At 65.0% G+C, this 18,685-nt stretch carries 16 protein-coding genes; 3 read left to right on the top strand and 13 right to left on the bottom strand.

What is annotated here, in order from left to right:
- Positions 1 to 373: 373 nt before the first annotated feature.
- Positions 374 to 2,221, bottom strand: coding sequence for a feruloyl-CoA synthase (locus FOM02_RS03165; RefSeq protein WP_027563164.1), 1,848 nt, complete (start codon positions 2,219 to 2,221; stop codon positions 374 to 376).
- Positions 2,222 to 2,370: 149 nt separating this feature from the next.
- Here FOM02_RS03165 and FOM02_RS03160 point away from each other — a divergent pair, with 149 nt between their 5' ends.
- Entirely contained in the window at positions 2,371 to 2,865 is a 495-nt protein-coding gene (locus tag FOM02_RS03160) for a MarR family winged helix-turn-helix transcriptional regulator (RefSeq protein ID WP_265441444.1), read from the top strand.
- A gap of 193 nt (positions 2,866 to 3,058) precedes the next feature.
- Entirely contained in the window at positions 3,059 to 4,864 is a 1,806-nt protein-coding gene (gene atzF, locus FOM02_RS03155) for an allophanate hydrolase (RefSeq protein ID WP_027563166.1), read from the top strand.
- 200 nt (positions 4,865 to 5,064) lie between these two features.
- Here atzF and FOM02_RS03150 read toward each other — a convergent pair whose 3' ends face one another.
- From FOM02_RS03150 to ugpB, 12 genes are all read right to left on the bottom strand, one after another.
- Positions 5,065 to 5,787 carry a GntR family transcriptional regulator gene (locus tag FOM02_RS03150; RefSeq protein WP_027563167.1) on the bottom strand — a complete coding sequence of 241 codons (723 nt, stop codon included), beginning with the start codon at positions 5,785 to 5,787 and terminating at the stop codon, positions 5,065 to 5,067.
- 4 nt (positions 5,788 to 5,791) lie between these two features.
- The gene (hpxZ, locus tag FOM02_RS03145; protein ID WP_027563168.1) at positions 5,792 to 6,184 is read right to left on the bottom strand and encodes an oxalurate catabolism protein HpxZ; all 393 of its coding nucleotides are present in this window, start codon (positions 6,182 to 6,184) and stop codon (positions 5,792 to 5,794) included.
- 1 nt (position 6,185) lies between these two features.
- Positions 6,186 to 7,580, bottom strand: coding sequence for an AtzE family amidohydrolase (locus FOM02_RS03140; protein ID WP_027563169.1), 1,395 nt, complete (start codon positions 7,578 to 7,580; stop codon positions 6,186 to 6,188).
- A 7-nt stretch (positions 7,581 to 7,587) separates the two neighbouring features.
- Positions 7,588 to 7,767, bottom strand: a complete 180-nt coding sequence (locus FOM02_RS03135) for a DUF4089 domain-containing protein (RefSeq protein WP_027563170.1) — start codon at positions 7,765 to 7,767, stop codon at positions 7,588 to 7,590.
- Between the two features lie 14 nt (positions 7,768 to 7,781).
- Positions 7,782 to 9,551 carry a dipeptide ABC transporter ATP-binding protein gene (locus FOM02_RS03130; RefSeq protein ID WP_265441443.1) on the bottom strand — a complete coding sequence of 590 codons (1,770 nt, stop codon included), beginning with the start codon at positions 9,549 to 9,551 and terminating at the stop codon, positions 7,782 to 7,784.
- 94 nt (positions 9,552 to 9,645) lie between these two features.
- Positions 9,646 to 10,545: an ABC transporter permease gene (locus tag FOM02_RS03125; protein ID WP_027563172.1), complete on the bottom strand. Its 900-nt coding sequence runs from the start codon at positions 10,543 to 10,545 to the stop codon at positions 9,646 to 9,648.
- A 9-nt stretch (positions 10,546 to 10,554) separates the two neighbouring features.
- Positions 10,555 to 11,568 carry an ABC transporter permease gene (locus FOM02_RS03120; RefSeq protein WP_027563173.1) on the bottom strand — a complete coding sequence of 338 codons (1,014 nt, stop codon included), beginning with the start codon at positions 11,566 to 11,568 and terminating at the stop codon, positions 10,555 to 10,557.
- Positions 11,569 to 11,683: 115 nt separating this feature from the next.
- Positions 11,684 to 13,306, bottom strand: coding sequence for an ABC transporter substrate-binding protein (locus FOM02_RS03115; RefSeq protein ID WP_027563174.1), 1,623 nt, complete (start codon positions 13,304 to 13,306; stop codon positions 11,684 to 11,686).
- A gap of 283 nt (positions 13,307 to 13,589) precedes the next feature.
- Entirely contained in the window at positions 13,590 to 14,567 is a 978-nt protein-coding gene (locus tag FOM02_RS03110) for an aminoglycoside phosphotransferase family protein (protein WP_027563175.1), read from the bottom strand.
- An 18-nt stretch (positions 14,568 to 14,585) separates the two neighbouring features.
- Complete coding sequence (locus FOM02_RS03105) at positions 14,586 to 14,852, bottom strand: protealysin inhibitor emfourin (protein WP_027563176.1); 267 nt, start codon at positions 14,850 to 14,852, stop codon at positions 14,586 to 14,588.
- A gap of 40 nt (positions 14,853 to 14,892) precedes the next feature.
- Positions 14,893 to 15,924 carry a M4 family metallopeptidase gene (locus FOM02_RS03100; RefSeq protein WP_027563177.1) on the bottom strand — a complete coding sequence of 344 codons (1,032 nt, stop codon included), beginning with the start codon at positions 15,922 to 15,924 and terminating at the stop codon, positions 14,893 to 14,895.
- A gap of 237 nt (positions 15,925 to 16,161) precedes the next feature.
- Entirely contained in the window at positions 16,162 to 17,490 is a 1,329-nt protein-coding gene (gene ugpB, locus FOM02_RS03095; RefSeq protein WP_035730616.1) for a sn-glycerol-3-phosphate ABC transporter substrate-binding protein UgpB, read from the bottom strand.
- 196 nt (positions 17,491 to 17,686) lie between these two features.
- Here ugpB and FOM02_RS03090 point away from each other — a divergent pair, with 196 nt between their 5' ends.
- The gene (locus tag FOM02_RS03090; protein WP_027563179.1) at positions 17,687 to 18,682 is read left to right on the top strand and encodes a TRAP transporter substrate-binding protein; all 996 of its coding nucleotides are present in this window, start codon (positions 17,687 to 17,689) and stop codon (positions 18,680 to 18,682) included.
- Positions 18,683 to 18,685 lie beyond the last annotated feature (3 nt).

The raw sequence follows: 18,685 nt of genomic DNA, 5'->3' as shown, positions 1-18,685 counted from the left end.
GGCCGGAATGGTTCGCACAAATTAGTTGCTTAGGCAACAAAAGAATCAGGCAAGATATTGCGGCAGGATGGCTGGCGTAGTTTGCCCCACTCGCGTGTCCCGGGCGCTGCAGCGTGAAACGTGCTGCGCAGAGCCGGCAACTGTTATGTTGGGTTGGCTTTCAGGTACGGCTTTCTGTCACGCATCATACCGAGCCGGCTCACGGCGTCAAGCGCCAAGGACCCAACGGCTTCCCGCCCAACCCATCCTGACAGACTTCCAAGACACAGGGACCCATGCAGCTACGCGCTATGAGAGATGGGCCCCGGCTCAGCAGCGCAACACTGCGTGCTGCGCTGCGCCCGGGGCACGAGAGCTTTTATTGCGTCGACCGCTACAGCCCCACCCACGCTCCGGACACATCATCGTTCAGCCGCGCCACCGCATCCGCCCGCCGCGTCAGCACGGCGCGCTGATTGATGTAGCCCTTGTCGGTGATTTCGCCGCCATCCACCGAGGGCGGCTCGGCGAGCAACAGGGCGCGAGTGGCGTGGCCGGAGGAGTTTGCGCCCTGCTGCTTCAGTCTTGCGAGGCCCTGCGCGATCGCGACTCTCACCTTCTCGTGTCCGAGCACGTCATTCACGCCTGCCGTCTCGGGCAAACCGGCATGGGCGCGGCACGCCGCGACGTTCGGGAACACCAGGAAGCGCACCTCGTCGCCGCCGTGGCCGGTCACGACGATGTCCTGCGCGAGCGGCGCCAGCGCGGCGATGCCGGCGACGCGCAGCGTGCCGACGCTAACCCAGGTGCCGGAATTGAGCTTGAAGTCCTCCGCGACGCGGCCGTCGAAGAACAGGCCCTGCTCCGGCCGCGCGCTATCGGCAAGCTTCACGGCATCGCCGATGAGGTAAAAGCCTTCCTCGTCAAAGGCCTGCTTTGTCAGCTCGGGCGCCTTCCAATAGCCCGGCGTGACGTTGGGGCCGCGCACGCGCACCTCGAGCTTGTCGCCCGACGTGACGAGCTTCAGCTCAGTGCCCGGGATCGGCACACCGATATTGCCGGAGCGCTCGGCCAGGAAATGGCAGTCGGTGGCGAGCGGTGACGTTTCCGTCGAGCCCCAGGCCGAGACCATCGGCAGCGCGCGGCCGACGGTCTCCATCGAGAGCTGCTCGAGCGCATCCCAGAGATTCTGCGGCAAGGCTGCGCCGGCATAAAAGGCGAACTTCACCTCACTGAAGAAGCGGCGGCGCAGCTCTTCATCGCCGCGCAGCGCCGCGATCAGCATGTCGAACCCGCGCGGCACGTTGAAATAGACCGTCGGCATCACGCTTTTCAGATTGGCGAGCGAGGTCGCAAAGAGACCGGGCGCAGGCTTGCCGCCGTCGATATAGAGCGAGCCGCCGTTACGCAGCACGAGGTTGAAATTGTGGTTCGCGCCGAAGGTATGGCTCCAGGGCAGCCAGTCGAGGATGACGAGATCATCGCGGCCTTGTTCGAGAAAAGTCCAGGTCTGCGCCTTGGCCTGCTGACTGGAGGTCAGCATGCGCTGGGTGTTGATGACGGCTTTCGGCGTGCCGGTCGAGCCTGACGTGAACAGAAATTTTGCGATGGTATCGGGCGTCACGGCGGCGAAGGCTTTCTCGACATCGCCCGCCTCGGGCGTTGCCGCGATATCGCGGAAGGCGAGCGCATCGGCATCACCAGCATTGCCGCTGATGATGTGCGCGTTGTGCAGCGGCTTGATCGCGGCCAGCGCCGCGGCAAACGGCTTTGTCGCGGAGACATAGATCGCGCCCGGCTGAAGCAGCGAGATCATGCTCTTGAGCTTGTCAAAGTCCTTCGACATCAGCGAATAGGCCGGCGAGATCGCGGCCGAGGGAACGCCGACATGCTGGGCGGCCAGCGCGAGCAGTGCATGATCGATGCTGTTGTCGGAGAGGATGACGACGGGACGCTCCGCGCTGAGGTCTTGCGCCAGAATCCAGGACGCCGCCGCACGGACTCGCCGCAGGGCACCCGCGTAGGTCATGGTGGCCCAGGGCGTATCGGCGCTGTCCCGCTCGGCGAGGAAGATGGTGTCAGGCGTCAGCCGCGCCCACTGCTCCAGCCAGTCGCCGATGCAGCGCGCGCTGTCGCGCAAGGGCTCGGGCGAGCGCAGCACGATGCTGCCGTCGGCGCGGTGCTCGGCGACGGTTTTTGGCGTTGCGAACAGGCTTGTGGCGTCACCGCGGGTGGCGGTCATGGTCTCCTCCTCGCCCGGACGTCCGGATCGGTCGCAGCCTCGTTCCGGGCTGCTTTGGCCATAATGTTGGGCAGGGCAATTGTTGTCGTCAACAACAATCTCCCGCTCTGGCAGTCGGGGCGCTAAGGTTGAGCGGCAGGAGACCCCACGTGACAGCCACCGCAGCCACGACCTCTCCCCGCAAACGCGCCGGCAACGGCACCGCGCGGCTGATCGACGCGGACGAGATCGGCCTCGACGCCCTGGTCGGGCACGCCGGCTACGCGGTGCGGCGCTTCCAGATCTGGATCTTTCAGGACTTCATCAGGACGCTTCGCGCGGTCGACATCCGCCCGACGCAATATTCGGTGCTGACCGTGATCGGCGCCAATCCGGGCCTGTCGCAGATGGCGGTGGCGAAACGCCTCGGCATCGAGCGTGCCCGGCTGGTGCACCTGCTCGACAGCCTCGAACAGCGCAAGCTGGTGAAGCGGGTCAAATCGAAGGCGGACCGGCGCTCGCACGCCCTGCACCTCACGTCGCAGGGAGAAACCGCGCTGGCAAAATTCAAGCGGCTCGCCGCCGAGCACGAGCGGAATGTCGAGGCCAGGATCGGCAAGGAGAACCGGGAGCGGCTGCTCCGGATCCTCGCTGACTTCACCTGATCAAGACTGCCCATGATCTAGGCAAATGCTCGCTACAGGGCGCTGGCACGGCGGTCTGCCCGCCTATCAGCCTAGCTACCAAGTCACTGATCTCACGATAATATCCGGAGCGACTGCGCTGCCCGGATATTGTACACAATGGCACATCGCTTGCTTCAATCCGGGTGAGACAAGTTGCCGGAGTTTTGCGACCATGGGGGCTGAGCAGCCTGAAACGATCGCCGCGATCGTGGCCGCGCATCGCGCGGGCACGATGACGCCGGCGCAGACGATCGCGCGGACCTATCAGCGCATCCGCGACCACAACGATCCCGCCGTGTTCATCAGCCTGCGCGACGAGAAGGACGCGATCACAGAGGCCGAGAGGCTGGCCGCGAAGGATGCAGCTAACCTGCCGCTCTATGGCGTACCGGTCGCCGTGAAGGACAATATCGACGCGCTTGGTTTTCCGACCACAGCGGCCTGCCCCGCCTTCTCGTACACGCCGACGCACGACTCGACCGCGGTGGAGCGCTTGCGTGCCGCCGGCGCGATCATCATCGGCAAGACCAATCTCGACCAGTTCGCAACCGGCCTCGTCGGCGTGCGCTCGCCCTACGGCATCCCAAAGAACTCGATCCGCGAGGACCTGATTCCCGGCGGATCGAGCTCGGGATCGGCGGTCGCCGTTGGCGCTGGCCTCGTGCCGCTGTCGCTGGGGACTGACACGGCCGGCTCAGGTCGCGTGCCGGCGATGCTCAACAACATCGTCGGGCTGAAGCCGAGCCTCGGCATGATCTCGACCGCAGGGCTCGTGCCGGCCTGCCGCACGCTCGACTGCATCTCGGTCTTCGCGCTGACGGTGGACGACGCTGCACTCGCGCTGTCAGTGATGGCCGGGCCGGACCAGGCCGATCCGTTCTCGCGCGACCGGCCGCTTGGCGCGATCACGGCGCTCCCCGCCAGCTTGCGTCTCGGCGTGCCGCGCAACGGGCAGTTGATCTTCTTCGGCGACAAGAAGGCGGAGGCCGCTTATGCCGACGCGCTGAAGCGCTGGACCGCGCTGGGTGCAACGCTGGTCGAGTTCGATCTCGAGCCCCTCTACGAGACGGCGCGGCTGCTCTACGAAGGTCCCTGGGTCGCCGAACGCTATCTCGTGATCAAGGATCTGCTGGCGTCCGCGCCTGATGCAATTCATCCCGTAACACGCGAGATCACCGCGGCCGGCGCGCGGCTGTCTGCGGCGGAGACTTTCTCCGCGCTATACCGTTTGCAGGGCCTGCGCAAGATCGCCGAGCGCACGTTTGCCAACATCGACGCGCTGGTGCTGCCGACGGCGCCGACCGCCTATACGACGGCGCAGGTGCTGGCCAATCCGATCGAGCTCAACAGCCGGCTCGGCACCTACACCAATTTTGTCAATCTGCTCGACCTCTGCGGTCTCGCCGTGCCTGCGGCGATGCGCGCCGACGGCATTCCGTTCGGCATCACGCTGCTCGCGCCGGCAGGGCGCGACGCTATGCTTGCAAGCATTGGACGCGTGTTCCATGCGGATACGAAGCTGACCGTTGGCGCCAAGGGCGTGGCGCAGGCGCCGCTCGCACCGCTGCCGGCAAGCGGTGACGATGAGATCTCCATCGCCGTGGTCGGCGCGCATCTCTCCGGCATGGCGCTGAATGGAGAATTGACGGCGCTGAACGCCAAGCTGATCGAGGCGACGAAGACTGCGCCGGACTACAAGCTCTATGCGCTCAAGACCACGCCGCCGAAGCCGGGCATGCTGCGCGTCGCGGCCGGGACGGGTGCGTCGATCGAGCTGGAGATCTGGTCGCTCTCGGCGGCTGCGTTCGGCAAGTTCGTGAATGCGATTCCGGCGCCGATGGCGATCGGCACGGTGCGGCTCGCCGACGGCCGCAGCGTGAAGGGGTTCCTCGTCGAGCCGGAGGTGCTCGGCGAGGCGCGGGACATCACGGCATATGGCGGCTGGCGGAAGTTCATGGCGGAGAAGGCGACGGCATAGCGCGTGTGAACGGCGCGAGCTTCATAAAGACTGTCGTCCCGGACAAGCGCAGCGAAGCGGAGCGCCGATCCGGGACCCATAACCACAGGGAGTGGTTTGGCGAAGACTCGGAGTGGGAGCTTTGCCTCACACCACTGCCTGTGGTTATGGGTCCCCGCTTTCGCGGGGACGACACCGAGTATGCGGCATCCGCCTTCGGCCTACACCGACACCGCGTAAATCTCATACTCCCCGCGCACCAGCTCGATATGCGCGCGCATGGCGGCGGCGGCGCCCTGCTTGTCGCCGCGCATGATGGCGACGACGACGCGGTCGTGCTCGGCCTGCGACTTGGCCAATCGGCCGAGATTGCGGAACTGGGCGCGGCGAAACGGCTGCACGCGGACGCGCGTCGCCAGCGTGATTTCGGCGATGTAGCCGTTCTGCGATCCCGCATAGATCGCGTTGTGGAAGCGCTCGTTGACCTCGTGGAAGCGGTCGGGATTGCCGGCGTAGCTCAGCACCCGCAGCTCTTCGTGGATGGCTTCGAGACCGTGACGCTCGGCCGCGGACATGCGCTCGGCGGCAAGGCCGGCGCAAAGCGCCTCGAGCTCGGCCATCGCCTCGAACATGCTCTTGAGACGCTCGATCGAGGGCTGCGCCACCACCGCGCCGCGATGAGCACGCGCTTCGACGAGGCCGCTCGCCACCAACTGGCGCAGCGCCTCGCGCACCGGCGTGCGCGAGACGCTGAATCGCCGCGCGATGTCGGTCTCATCCAGCGGCGCGCCGGGCGCGAGAGTTCCGCGCACGATCTCGTCGGCGAGCTGGAGACGCAATTCCTCGGCGCGCGTCACCTTCTGCAGCGACGGAAGTGCGCGGTCGACGCGGGGCACCACCGGCTCGGCCGGCAGTGTCCCGGGCGGAAGATCGTCAAGCGTCATGCGGTCAGGTCTCGTTCGACTCGTCGATGATGCTGACATGGGCGGCGACGACGCGCCAGCCCTCCGGGAAGCGAATCCAGGTCTGCATCTGCCGGCCGACCTTGCCGGGAGCCGTGTCACGATAGAACAGGGTGGAGGCCACGGCCGTGTCGCGGCCATAGCTGGTGATGACGGTTTTCGTGGTGCGGCGGTTGAGGCCGACCGGCGAGCGCGCGGCGCGGAAGCCGGAGATCGCCTCATAGCCATAGAGGTTCTCACCGATGCCGTAGCGCAGCGTGCGGGGATCATTGCGGAACAATTCGCCGAGCACGGCGACGTCATTGGTAATGAGGGCCTGCTCATAGCGCTCGAACGCGGCTTTGACTTCCGCGATCACCTCGGGGAGATCGATCTCCATTTCACAATCCTCTCGGCGCGGGCGCGGATACGACGCCCATCTTTTCCAGTGCGTGCGCGACGCGGAGCGCGATGTCCTCTCGCCAGGGCGCGGCAATGATCTGCACGCCGATCGGCATCGGCTCGAGCGGCACCGGCACCGCGACCACCGGCAGGCCGATGAACGAGATCGGCTGAGTGTGAATACCGATATTGGCGCGCACCGGCAGCTCGACGCCGTCGAGATTGAAGTTCACCTGGCCGAGCTTCGGCGCGGTGCAGGGCGTTGCCGGCGCGAGCAGCACATCGACGGATTTGAAGATCTCGGCGAGCTGGCCGCGATACCAGCGGCGGAATTTTTGCGCGCGGTCGACCAAGGACGCCGGCACCATCGCGCCTGCGATCAGGCGATCGCGCACGGCCGGATCGAAATCGTTGGGACGCTTGCGCAGGCGATCGAGATGCAGCGAGGCGCCTTCGGTGGTGGTGATGACATAGGCCGCGGCGCGGGCGCGCGCGGCTTCGGGAACATCGACCACTTGCGTTGCGCCAAGCGCCTTGGCGACGCGGCTGACCGCCTCGACGGCTTCCGGAAAGAGGTTGTTCTGAAAATAGCCGCCGGCGATCGCGATGCGCAGATCCGAGACCGGATTGGCGATCAGCGGCAGCGTCGGCTCCAGCCCACGCGTCGTGCAGGCACTGTCGTCGGCATCAGGGCCCTGCATCGCGTCATAGGCGAGCGCGAGATCGGTGACGGAGCGCGCGAACGGGCCGAGGTGGTCGAGGCTTGCCACGAACGGGAACGAGCGCGCCCGCGACAGCCGGCCATAGGTCGGCTTCAGCCCGAAGATACCGCAGAACGAGGACGGCACGCGGATCGAACCGTTTGTGTCCGAGCCGAGCGCGATCGGCACCAGCGCGCCGCCGACAGCGCTGCCGGAACCGCCAGAGGAACCGCCGGTCATCCGCGTAGTGTCATGCGGGTTGCGCGAGGGGCCGTCATGGACGTTCTCGCCGGTGAAGTCGTAGGCGTATTCGCCCATGTTGAGCGCACCGACCAGCACGGCGCCGGCGGCTTCCATGCGCTCGATCAGCGTGGCGTCGCGCCTGGCGGGCGCGAGGTCGCGGTTGATCTTCGAGCCGGCGCGCGTGGGAAGGCCAGCAACGTCAAACAGGTTCTTCACCGCGAAGGGGACGCCGGCGAGCGGGCCGATTGTCTTGCCGGCGGCGATGTCGGCATCGATGGCGCGCGCCTTGGCGCGGGCGCGATCGGCGGTGACGTCGGTGAAGGAATTGAGAATACTGTCGTGCTGCTTGATGCGCGCGAGGGCCGCCTCGGTGGCATCGAGCGCCGACATCTTGCGGGCCGCAACCGCGCTCGCGATTTCCGCGGCCGTCATCTCTGGCTTGGTGGTCATGGCAGCATCAGGCCGTGAAGATCGGCGCCGGCTCGGTCTCGTCCGGCAGCGCGAGTTCGTCGACGAGGCGGGCGAGCCGCAGCGAGACTTCGAGATTGGCGCGCACCGCCGGCCGCCAGGCCTCCTCGACCGGCAGCGCCAGCGCTTTCGATACGGCGTCGATGTAATCGTCCAGGGGTTCGGCCATCACGCTCCCAACAATCAGTGCACCGGCAACGGCGGATGCGGGATCGCCGTCAGCAGCTCCTTGGTGTAGTCGTCCTGCGGATCGCTCAAGACCTGCTCGGAAGAACCCTCTTCGACGATCCGTCCCGTCCGCATCACAATGACACGATCGCACAGCAAGCGCACCACATTCAAATCATGCGAGACGAACAAATAACTCATGCCTAGCCGCTGCTTGAGATCCTGAAGCAGGTTCAGCACCACGGCCTGCACCGAGACGTCCAGCGCCGCGGTCGGCTCGTCCAGGATGACGAGCTTTGGATGCAGCGCGATGGCGCGGGCGATGCCGACGCGGGCCTTCTGGCCGCCGGAGAGCTGGTGCGGGAAACGGTCGAGCAGATTATGCGGCAGGCCGACCATGGTCGCCAGTTCCTCGCAGCGGGCGCGGAGCGCGTCGCGGCCCTTGACGTCGCCGAGCTGCAGAATCGGATCGGCGATGGCGCGGGCGGCGGTGAAGCGAGGGTTGAGGCTGTCGGTCGGATCCTGGAACACCATCTGGATCCGGCTGCGCTGCGGCAGGCGGGCGAAGGCTGACGGCGCGATGCCGGAGATGTCCTCGCCGTCGAACTGGATCAGGCCCGAGGTCTGGTCCAGGAGGCGCATCACCATCATCGAGGTCGTCGATTTGCCGCAGCCGGATTCGCCGACGAGGCCGACGCTCTCGCCATGGCCGATCGAGAAGCTGATGCCGTCGACGGCGCGGAACACGTCCGGCTCGACAGGCGGCTTGCGGCCGAAGAGCTTGCCGAGCACGGCGGTGGCGCCCTGACGGGGATACTCTTTCACGAGCTTGTCGATGAGGAGGAGCGGCTTTGGATTCTCGTCACCCCCGGGCTTGACCCGGGGGTCCATCGACCGAGACGAATCTTCCGAAGCGTGATGGACGGCCGGGTCAGGCCCGGCCATGACGGCTGCGCCCTCTTCCTCCGGCAGCAGATCCCGCAGGCTCACGCCGAGCCGCGGCGTCGCGCGCATCAGCTTTTTCGTGTAGGGGTGCTGGGGGTTGGCAAAGATGTCGGCGGCCTTGGCGGTCTCGACGACGCGGCCCTTCTCCATCACCACGACACGATCGCAATAGGCGGCAGCCAACCCGAGATCGTGCGTGATCAGGATGGTCGACATCGCACGGCGCTTGGTCAGCTCGACGATCAAATCCATCACCGCCTTCTGCGTGGTGACGTCGAGGCCGGTGGTCGGCTCGTCCGCGATCAGCAGCTGCGGATTGCAGGCGAGCGCGAGCGCGATGACGACGCGCTGGCACATGCCGCCTGATAGCTCGAATGGATAGGCATGGTAGCGCTCGCGCGGGCGCGCGATCTTGACCTGCTCCAGCGCCTCGATCGCCTTCTCGCCGCCATCTGTGACCTGGGCCTGCTGCACATGCGTGCGCAGCACGTCCTCGATCTGGTCGCCGACTTTCCGGATCGGGTTCAGCGCGGCGCGCGGGTTCTGGAAGATCATCGAGACTTCGCGGCCGCGCAAATCGCGCATCTGGTCTTCGCTCGCGGCCTTGACGTCAATGCCGGAGAACATCACCGAGCCTTCGGCGATCCGCCCCGCCCGGTCGAGGATGCGCATCACCGCGTAGGACGTCACCGACTTGCCGGAGCCGGATTCGCCGACAATGGCGAGCGTCTCGCCCTTGGCAACGGAGATGTTGACGTGCTGCACGGCTTTGACAATGCCGCGGCGGGTGGTGAATTCGACGGTGAGGTCCTGCACGTCGAGGAGCGGCTGGGCGGTCATGCAGGCCTCACGTCACTCAAGCGTTCGAAAACAACCCCATGCACAGTAGAACGGTGATTAGAATCATTGGAGAATTTCGACCGAACGTTCGCCATCACGTCCTCCGCTGCGGATCGACAATGTCGCGCAGGCCGTCGCCGAGGAGATTGAAGCAGAACACGGCGATCATCAGCGCGAGGCCGGGGAATAGCGCGATCCACCATTCGCCCGAGACCATGAAGCCCGCGCCTTCGGCGACCATGATGCCCCATTCGGCGGTCGGCGGACGGACGCCGAGGCCGATGAAGGACAGGCCGGCGGCATTGAGGATGGCGTAGCCCATGGTCAGCGACATCTGCACGATCATGATCGGCATGATGTTCGGCAGGATATGCACCAGCAGGATGCGGAATTCGCCATTGCCGGAGAGGCGCGCGGCCTGAACGAAGCCGGCGTTGCGGCGGACGTTCGCTTCGGCGCGCGCGACGCGGGCGTAGAGCGGAAAGTTCACGATCGCGGTGGCGAGGATGATGTTCTGCACGGTATTGCCGAGGGCCGCGACGATGCCCATCGCCAGCACGAACAGCGGGAAGGCCATGATGGTGTCGGCGATGCGGCCGACGATGCGGTCGGTCCAGCCGCCGAAATAGCCCGCAGCGATGCCGGCGAGGCCGCCCATCAAGAATACCAGGGCGACGGAGGCCACCGCGATGAACGTGTCGAGCCGTGTTGCGACGATGACGCGGCTGAAAATGTCGCGGCCAAGCTGGTCGGTGCCGAACCAGTGCGCTGCGGATGGCGGTTTCAGCGCGGCGGCGGTGTCGGAGGCTAGCGGATCGTAGGGCACCACATAGGGGCCGAAGATCGCGGCTATCAGGATCAGGATCAGCAGCGCGAAGGCAAAGCCCGTAACCTTGTTCTCGCTGAGGACGTAGCGGGTCTGTTCGAGGATGGCAGCGAGTCCAGAGGTCCGCGCGGGACCGACGGGTTCAACAGCAGGCGCAACGGAGCTCATTTCGTCCCCCTAGCCTTCGAGTCTGACGCGCGGATCGATTACGCCGTACAAGATGTCGATCACGAGATTGAGCAGAACGTACATGACCGCCATGGTCAGCACGAAACCCTGCACCGGCGCGAAGTCTGAGGAGATCAGCGCTTCCACCGCATAGGAGCCGATGCCGGGCCAGGCGAACACTTTCTCGACCAGGACGTTGGCCCCTAACAGGAACGAGAACACCATGCTGAGCGTGGTAATCACGGGCAGCATGGCGTTGCGGAAGGCGTAGGTGACGATGACGGTCGTCGGCGACAGGCCACTGGCGCGCGCGGTGCGGACGAATTCGGATGCCAGCACCGCCAGCATCGAGGCGCGGGTCATGCGCGCAATCGGCGCCAGCGAGAAGATCGCGAGCGTCGTCGCCGGCAGGATCAGCTGGCTCAGCGCCGAGCGGAACGCCTCAAAGTCGCGCGCGATCAGCGTGTCGATCAGATAGAAGCCGGTCACGGTCGGCGGCGCGCTGTAGAACACGTCGAGACGGCCGAGCGGCGCCGGCGACCAGCCCAGGCGGAAATAGAAGACGTAGACCAGCACGAGGCCGGTGAAGAACACAGGGAGCGACACGCCGGCTGTCGTCGTGACGCGGCAGAGATGATCGATCCATGAGCCCGGCCGTGTTGCAGCCAGCACGCCGAGCGGAATGGCAATCACGATCGAGACGATCAGGCCGAGCAGTGTCAGCTCGGCGGAGGCGGGCAGGCGGTTGCGAATTTCGGCGGCGACCGGCTGGCCCGTGGTCAGCGAGTTGCCGAAATCGCCATGGGCGAGATCGTTGGTGTAGCGGAAGAACTGCTCGATCAGCGGCCGGTCGAGACCCAGCTTCTTGCGGATCTGCTCGACCGCTTCCTTGGTGGCGGCGGGGCCGGCGAAGTACGCGGCGGGATCGCCGGGCAGCGCGCGCGTCAGCAGGAAGGTGACGATGACGACGCCGATCAGCGAGGGAATCGCGAACATCAGGCGCTTGCCGATCATGGTCAGCATGGGGCGCGCTCCGCTTGTGCGAATGGCGAATAGCGAGTGGCGAATGGATTCTCAGAGCCAACCATTTGCATTCGCCACCCCCTATTCGCTACTCGCCATTCACCATTCGCCCTGCTCACCCCTTCGCCATCGCGCGATAATCGAGCCTGCGATGGAACCAGTACTGGTAGCCGCTGATGTTCTTCTGCATCGCGACGTTGACGAAGGGCTGGTACAGCGGGATGCGCGGGATGTCGGTGTAGGCGAGATCGACGAAGCCCTTCACGTCGGCATCGTAAGTTGCGGTGTCGCCGGTGGCGGCGGCAGTGCGCGCACCATCGATCAGCTTGTCCATCTCCGCCGACTTGTAGCTCATGGTGTTGAAGACGGAATTGTTGCCGTGATAGCACCAGTAGAAGAAGTATTCGGGGTAATCGAGCCAGCCCGAGAACACGTTAGTGAAGAGCGGCATCTCCTTCTTGTTCAATTCGGTGCGCCAGTTGGCGCCGGGCACCTTGTTGATGGTGGTCTTGATGCCGATCTGCGCGAGGCTCTCCTGCACCAGCACGCAGAGCGGCTCGTTGACGCCGGCGAAATTGAGGTCGAACGAGATCGTGGTCTCGAAACCGTTGGCGTAGCCGGCTTCCGCCAGCAGCGCCTTCGCCTTCTCCATGTCGGTGTTGTATTTGTGCGGCTGCGGCCAGGCGACTTCCGTCGCCTTGTCCTTGGGCGCGCCGAACATGGGATTGCCGAGGCCGAACAGCACCGCATCCATGATCTTCTGATAGGGCAGCGCGTAGGCGACGGCCTGCCGGACCTTGGGATTATCGAATGGCGGCTTGGTCACGTTCATGCCGATATACTGGATGCCGTTGGAGAACGGCAGCGACACCACGTTGAGCTTGCCGTTCGCCTTCATCTCCTGGAAATCCTTGAACGGCAGCTCATAGGAGATGTCGGCATCGCCGCGCTCCAGCAGCGCGCGGCGGTTGCCGGCCTGCGGCACCATGCGCCAGATCACGCGCTTGATCTTCGGCAGCGGACCACCGACCCAATCCTCGTTGCGCTCCATGACGACTTCGGTGCCGGCGGTCCACTTCGTCACCTTGTAGGCGCCGGAGCCCGCGGTCTGCTGCTTCGTGAACTCGAGACCCCAGGGATCCTTCTCGCTGGCGTTCTTCTTCACCAGCTCCGAGTTGACGATGCAGGGCACGATCACCGCGAGATCGGGAATCGTCAGCTTGTCCTTCTTCAGGAAGTCGACGCGCACGGTATGGTCGTCGATGACGACGAACTGCTCCGGCTTGGTCAGTGAGCCCGCGCTCATCTGGAAGGTCGGAAAGCCGCCGACGCTCACCGCGCGATCCAGCGACCACTTCACGTCCTTGGCCGTGACGGGCGCGCCGTCGTGGAATTTGGCGTTCTTCTTGAGCTTGAAGGTGACCGACATGTCGTCGATCTTGAAGTCTTCGGCGAGCTCGCCCTTGAACTTGTCGCGGTCGTAATAGGGCACGCCGCCGGGGCCGCTCTTCATCTCGTGGCTGATCAGGCGGTCGTAGCAATTCCACGAGACCTCATAGCCGGGCACGTTGGTGCCGACGCCGTGGATGTCGAGATTGTTGGGGCCGCCTTCCGAGACGATCAGCAGCGTCTCCGAGCGGGCATCGGCGTAGGCCGAAGAGATCACCTGCGGCATCGCCGGAAGCGCCGCGCCAGCGGCCAATCCGGACACGGATTTGAGGAAATCGCGGCGCTTCATCGGGATGCTCCAACTCAGAGGTTTCTGGTTGGAACTGGATTCGCAAGGTTCGTGCCAAGGCTTAACGAGGTGTTACGCTCGCGACAACATGCTGAAATATCTGATGATTTTCTATTTCCGCCGGATATTGCAGGAAGCGACCATGTCCCCGCTTGCATACAAAGATAGGAGATTGCTCAGAAATTGAGCTGATAGAAATGGAAGCCCATTCGAGAGGCGATTGTCATTCCGGGGCGATGCGTAGCATCGAGCCCGGAATGACGGAGAGGTGCGGCCGGAGCGCTCAGCTCGCCCAGATCAGATCCTGCAATTCGACCAGATCTTTCGCCTTGTCCTGCCAGCCCTCGAGGCAGATGTGGCTGTTGAGGTCGCTGGCACGGTGCAGCAGCATCAAGGCCATCAGCCGTCGCTTCAGCGCGTGGTCCGGCCTGGCATAGCCGAAGCCTTCGAGCAGGCTGCGCACCCTCCCCGGCCGGCCCGCGGCCATGAAGGCGCTGGGGCCGAGCAGATCGTAGTCGCGCCAGCCGGCGAGCACGTCGCCGAAGTCGAACAGGCCGGCCAGCGACCATTCGCCGTCATCGCAGGCGAGCAGGAAATTTTCCGGAATGTATTCGCCGATCAGAATCACCGGCGGCGCATCCATCGGAATCAGCTCGGCTGCGTCGCGCAGGAGATCGTCGAGACCGGCGAGGAATTTCGGCGCAAGGCCGAGACACTCGTGCCGCGCGCGGCAACCCTGCATCTGGGCGCGCATGAACGCGTCCCAGCGCGGCTCGATGCTCGCGAGAGGACCGAGCGGCGCGCGCTGCACGGCGGCGATGGTGTCGCCGATCTGGCGCAGCACGCGCTCCTTCTGCTCTTCCGGCAATTGCGGCCACACCTCCGAGCCGAGCGTACCGGCAAGGCGCGTGATGACGAGATAGGGCCAGCCGTCACGCTCGCCTTCGGCGACGATCTCGGGAATCGGCAGATCCAGATGCCCCCTAAGCTGCGTCAGCGAGCCGCGCTCTGAGACGAACTGCGCGCGCAGCATCGGCGGGAAGATTTTCAGGATCAGGCCCTCACCGAGCCCGACCACGAGATTGGTGCCCGTCGCAAACACATGAGGCGCGCCGACATCGAGACCGTGGCCGCGCGCGATATCGAGTGCGACCGGCAGCCATCGCGCGCGGTCGGCGCGCAGGGCGCGGTAGGCCTGAAGGTCGGTCGAAGCCGCGGCATCCCGGGCCGCGAGCGAATCCGGCGGCGGCGTCTCCTTCATCACGGCGCCAATCTGATCCTATTCCAGGACATCCTTGACGCTGTTCCTGACGGGCGCGGGGACCGCGTGCTCGGGGACCTCGATCGTCCTGGCGCCGCGCGTGATCTTGTAGGTGAACGCGTCGGCCTGGCCCGGATGCGCGGCGGGGATCTTGCCCGGATCGGCAAACAGCTGCTCCATCGTCTGCTGATCGGCTGGCGACAGATCCGACAACGCCACTTCACCACGGCTCTTCAGGTGAGGGCCGCCGAAGCCGGCAAACCCTCCGACGCGCTCGATCTTCAAGCGATCCACGCTTCCTTCCTTTCGTAGCGCTGCAACCGGTTTACAGCCCGACCTTCTTCCATCCCGCATCGACGGCGGCGAAGACCGGAGGCTCGCCGGGATACAACGTCTGGGCACCCTGCCGGGTCCGCGCTGCAAACGCCTTCATCGTCATGTGCGGCGCCGGCCCGAAACCGGTCAGCGCAAGGTACCACACCTGCCCGATCCTGGCCCAACTGTTTCCGCCGAGCGTGGTGCAGGCCGTGTAGAAGGCGAGGTTCGGCGGGCCGCTGGAATAATGCGGATCCATGCCGGGCGTGATTTGCGAATATTTGGTCGGCTGCGGCGCGAGGCAATGCTTGGCGGCGGGATTGGCCATGTCGCGCAGGCAGCCAAAACCCTTCTTCTTGGCGGCCGGCCCCATGATGTCCTTGCCGATCAGCCAGTCGGCCTTCTTGACGTCCTGCTTGGCCTCCCACTGCCGGAACATCGAGCCGAAGCAGTCGGAGATGCTCTCGTTGAGGCCGCCGGCATCGCCGCTATAGGCGAGCTGCAGACTGTGCTGGGTCACGCCATGGGTGAGCTCATGGCCGATGACGTCGTTGCCCCTGGTGAAGTCGACGAAGATACTGCCATCGCCGTCGCCATAGATCATCTGCGACCCGTTCCACATCGCGTTGTTGTAGTTCTCGCCGAAATGGACCGACGACATCATGGTCATGCCGTGATCGTCGATCGAATTGCGGTTGAAGACCTGCTGGTAGAATTTCGCGACCTTGGAAGTCTGGTTGAAGGTGCGCTTGACCGACCCGTCGGAGGACGTCTTCGGCTTCGACACCGGCGTGCCCGGCAGCGTCTGCGTGTGCTTGCAGTCGTAGACCGTGACGGCCGGCACTGTAGCCAGTGTCACGAGGCCGGCCGAACGCGCCGCCGCAACGCTGGTCAATCGCGCGGCCTGATTGCGCAATTCGCGCAGTTCATGGCTGATCTGGACCGTGTCGACCAGCTGCTTGCGCAGCGGGGCGGACAGCTTCTTGTCCTGGGAAAGCTTGGTCAGAACGTCGTTCGGGATGATGCAACATGTGCAGGGCATTGAGGATCTCCATTGCACTTTCCGAATATGGATGGATGAAACAATCTCGAGATCATTCGTGCCGGCGAGCGGCATGCGCTGGCGCCGGCCTGGCGTCACGCATGCGGGATTATCGCAGGCGACGAAGCCGTTGCGTGTGAGATCGCGCACACTTCCGGGTTGCGTGATATCCGATCAGGTTCGGCCGGCGAATGATGGTCCCCCCGCGCGGGAGCAGTCCGGCGATCCGCGTTGCGGCTAGCGGTCCGGGCTGGCGCGCTCGAACTGGCGGAGCAGCTTGTTGCCGCGCTCGACCGCGGAATCGAGCGCGGATTGCGCGCTCTTCTGGCCGGCGAAGGCCTGCTCCAGCTCGTCCTCGATCGCGCCGCGGATCAGCACGAAGGAGCCGAGCCTGATGCCCTTCGAATTCTCCGTCGGCGGATGCAGCGTAATCTCCTCGAACGAGATCGCCGAGCCCGGATTGCGCTCGTAAAAACCTTGCGCGCGCGTCAGCTCGTAGGCGGCGCGGGTGATCGGCAAATAGCCGGTGTTCTGGTGCCAGGCGGCCTGCACGCCGGGCTGCGACAGATAGGCGAAGAACCGCGCCACGCCCTTGTATTCCTGGCGCGGCCGGTCGCGCAGCACCCACAGCGTGGCGCCGCCGATGATCGAGTTCTGCGGCGCGTCCTTCACGTCGGGCCAGTACGGCATCAGGCCATAGCCGATCTCGAATTTCGAATTTGCCTTGATGTCGGCGCGCGTTGCCGAGGAGCCGATGAAGATGCCGCACTCGCCCTTCTGGAAGCGCGGCTCGGCCGCCTGCCCGCGGCCGCTATAGTCGAACGCCTTGGTCTGCTGCCATTCAGCGAGCTGGGCGACGTGCTTGACGACAACGGGATTGTTGATGGTGAGCGCCGCATCGAGGCCGGCAAAGCCGTTGGTGCGGGTCGCCAGCGGCAGATTGTGGAAGGCGGAAAGATTCTCGACATGGATCCAGGACGGCCAGGACGTGGTGAACCCGCACACCGCGCCGCGCTCGCGCAGGCGCTTTGCGGCGGCACCGAGCTCGGGCCAGGTTCTTGGCGGCGTCTCCGGATCGAGGCCGGCGTCGCGGAACATGGTCTTGTTGTAGTAGAGGATCGGTGTCGAGGAATTGAACGGGAAGGACAGCAGGTTGCCGCTCGCGTCGGTGTAGTAGCCGGAGACCGCGGGCAGGTAATCGTTCAGCGAGAACGGCTCGCCCTGGTCCCGCATCAGGCTGAACACCGGATAGATCGCGCCCTTGGCGGCCGTCATGGTGGCGGTGGCGACCTCGTTGACCTGGACGATCGCGGGCTGGCTGCGCGAGCGGAAAGCGAAGATCGCCGCCGTCACCGTCTCGGTGTAATTGCCCTTGTAGGTCGGGACGATGCGGTAATCGGATTGCGAGGCGTTGAAGTCGGCGGCGAGCTTTTCGAGCTGCTTGCCGAGCTCGCCCGACATCGCGTGCCACCAGGCGATGTCGGTTGCCGCTTGTGCCCGTGGCGTGAATGCGAGGACCGCAGCGGCGGCAACGACCTGCAAAAGGCGCAATGCTGAAGTCACCATGGCTCTTCCCGTGCCCGCACGACCAAAGCGGCAGCCTTTGCTTAAGGCCCGGCATTGGCGGTTTCAACCGCCAATGCGCTTCGACCGCGCCGCACAATCGGCAGCGGTTCCGCCGGGATGGCCTTCCCTTAACCATCTGCTAGATTGCATTGAACCTTTTGCTCCTGCCATAGACTCCATCTCTGAGGGGTTGAGTGTGCCAGTGCTAAACCGTGCCGAACTCTCGCGGACCGGGGTGATCTTCGTTGCGCTTCTGCTCGCCATCTGTGCGACGGACGCCGCGGCGCGCGAATTCCGCGCCGCCGACACCCAGACCGAAGACTATCCGACCGTCCAGGCGCTGCGCTACATGGGCGCCCTGATCAGCGAACGCACGGGCGGCCGGCACGAGATCAAGGTATTCCACTCCCGCCAGCTCGGAGAGGAAAAAGAGACCATCGAGCAGACCCGGGCCGGCGCGATCGACCTCAACCGGACCAATGTGGCGCTGATCGGCAATTTCGTTCCGGCCATGAACGTGCTCGCCATGCCGTTCTTGTTCCGGTCCATCGAGCACATGCAGAAGGTGCTGGACGGACCGATCGGCAACGAGATCCTCGGCAGCTTCGAGCCTTACGGCTTCGTCGGGCTCGCGTTCTACGATTCCGGGGCGCGGTCGATCTACAACGGCGACCGTCCGGTGACGAGCATTGCGGATCTCAAAGGCCTGAGGATCCGGGTGCAGCAATCGGAGTTGATGAGCGACATGATCCGCTCGCTCGGCGCCGTGCCGGTCGAGCTTCCCTACGGGCAGGTGCTCACCGGGCTTGCGACGCATCTGATCGACGGGGCGGAAAACAACTGGCCATCCTTCGTGACGACGGACCATTACAAATATGCGGGCCATTACACGCTGACCGAGCACACGATGAGCCCGGAGGTGCTGGTGATCTCGCTCAAGGCCTGGCGGAGCCTCTCGGTGGACGATCAGAAGATCTTCCGCGAGGCGGCGCTTCGCTCCAGCCGCTTCATGCGCGAGAAGTGGCGCGACCTCGAGGAACAGTCGCAACGCAAGGCGGAAGCCGCCGGCATCACCGTCGTCAAGGACATCGACCGCAAGCCGTTAGAGGACGCGATGGCGCCGATCTACGCCAAGGCCGCGCGCGATCCCGCCGCGGCCGCGCTGATCGAACGCATTCGCAAGGTGGAGTGAGCC

The organism is Bradyrhizobium sp. SEMIA (genome assembly GCF_014844175.1).
Taxonomy (GTDB): Bacteria; Pseudomonadota; Alphaproteobacteria; order Rhizobiales; family Xanthobacteraceae; genus Bradyrhizobium; species Bradyrhizobium arachidis.
This window is presented reverse-complemented; position numbering and strand designations above follow the sequence as displayed.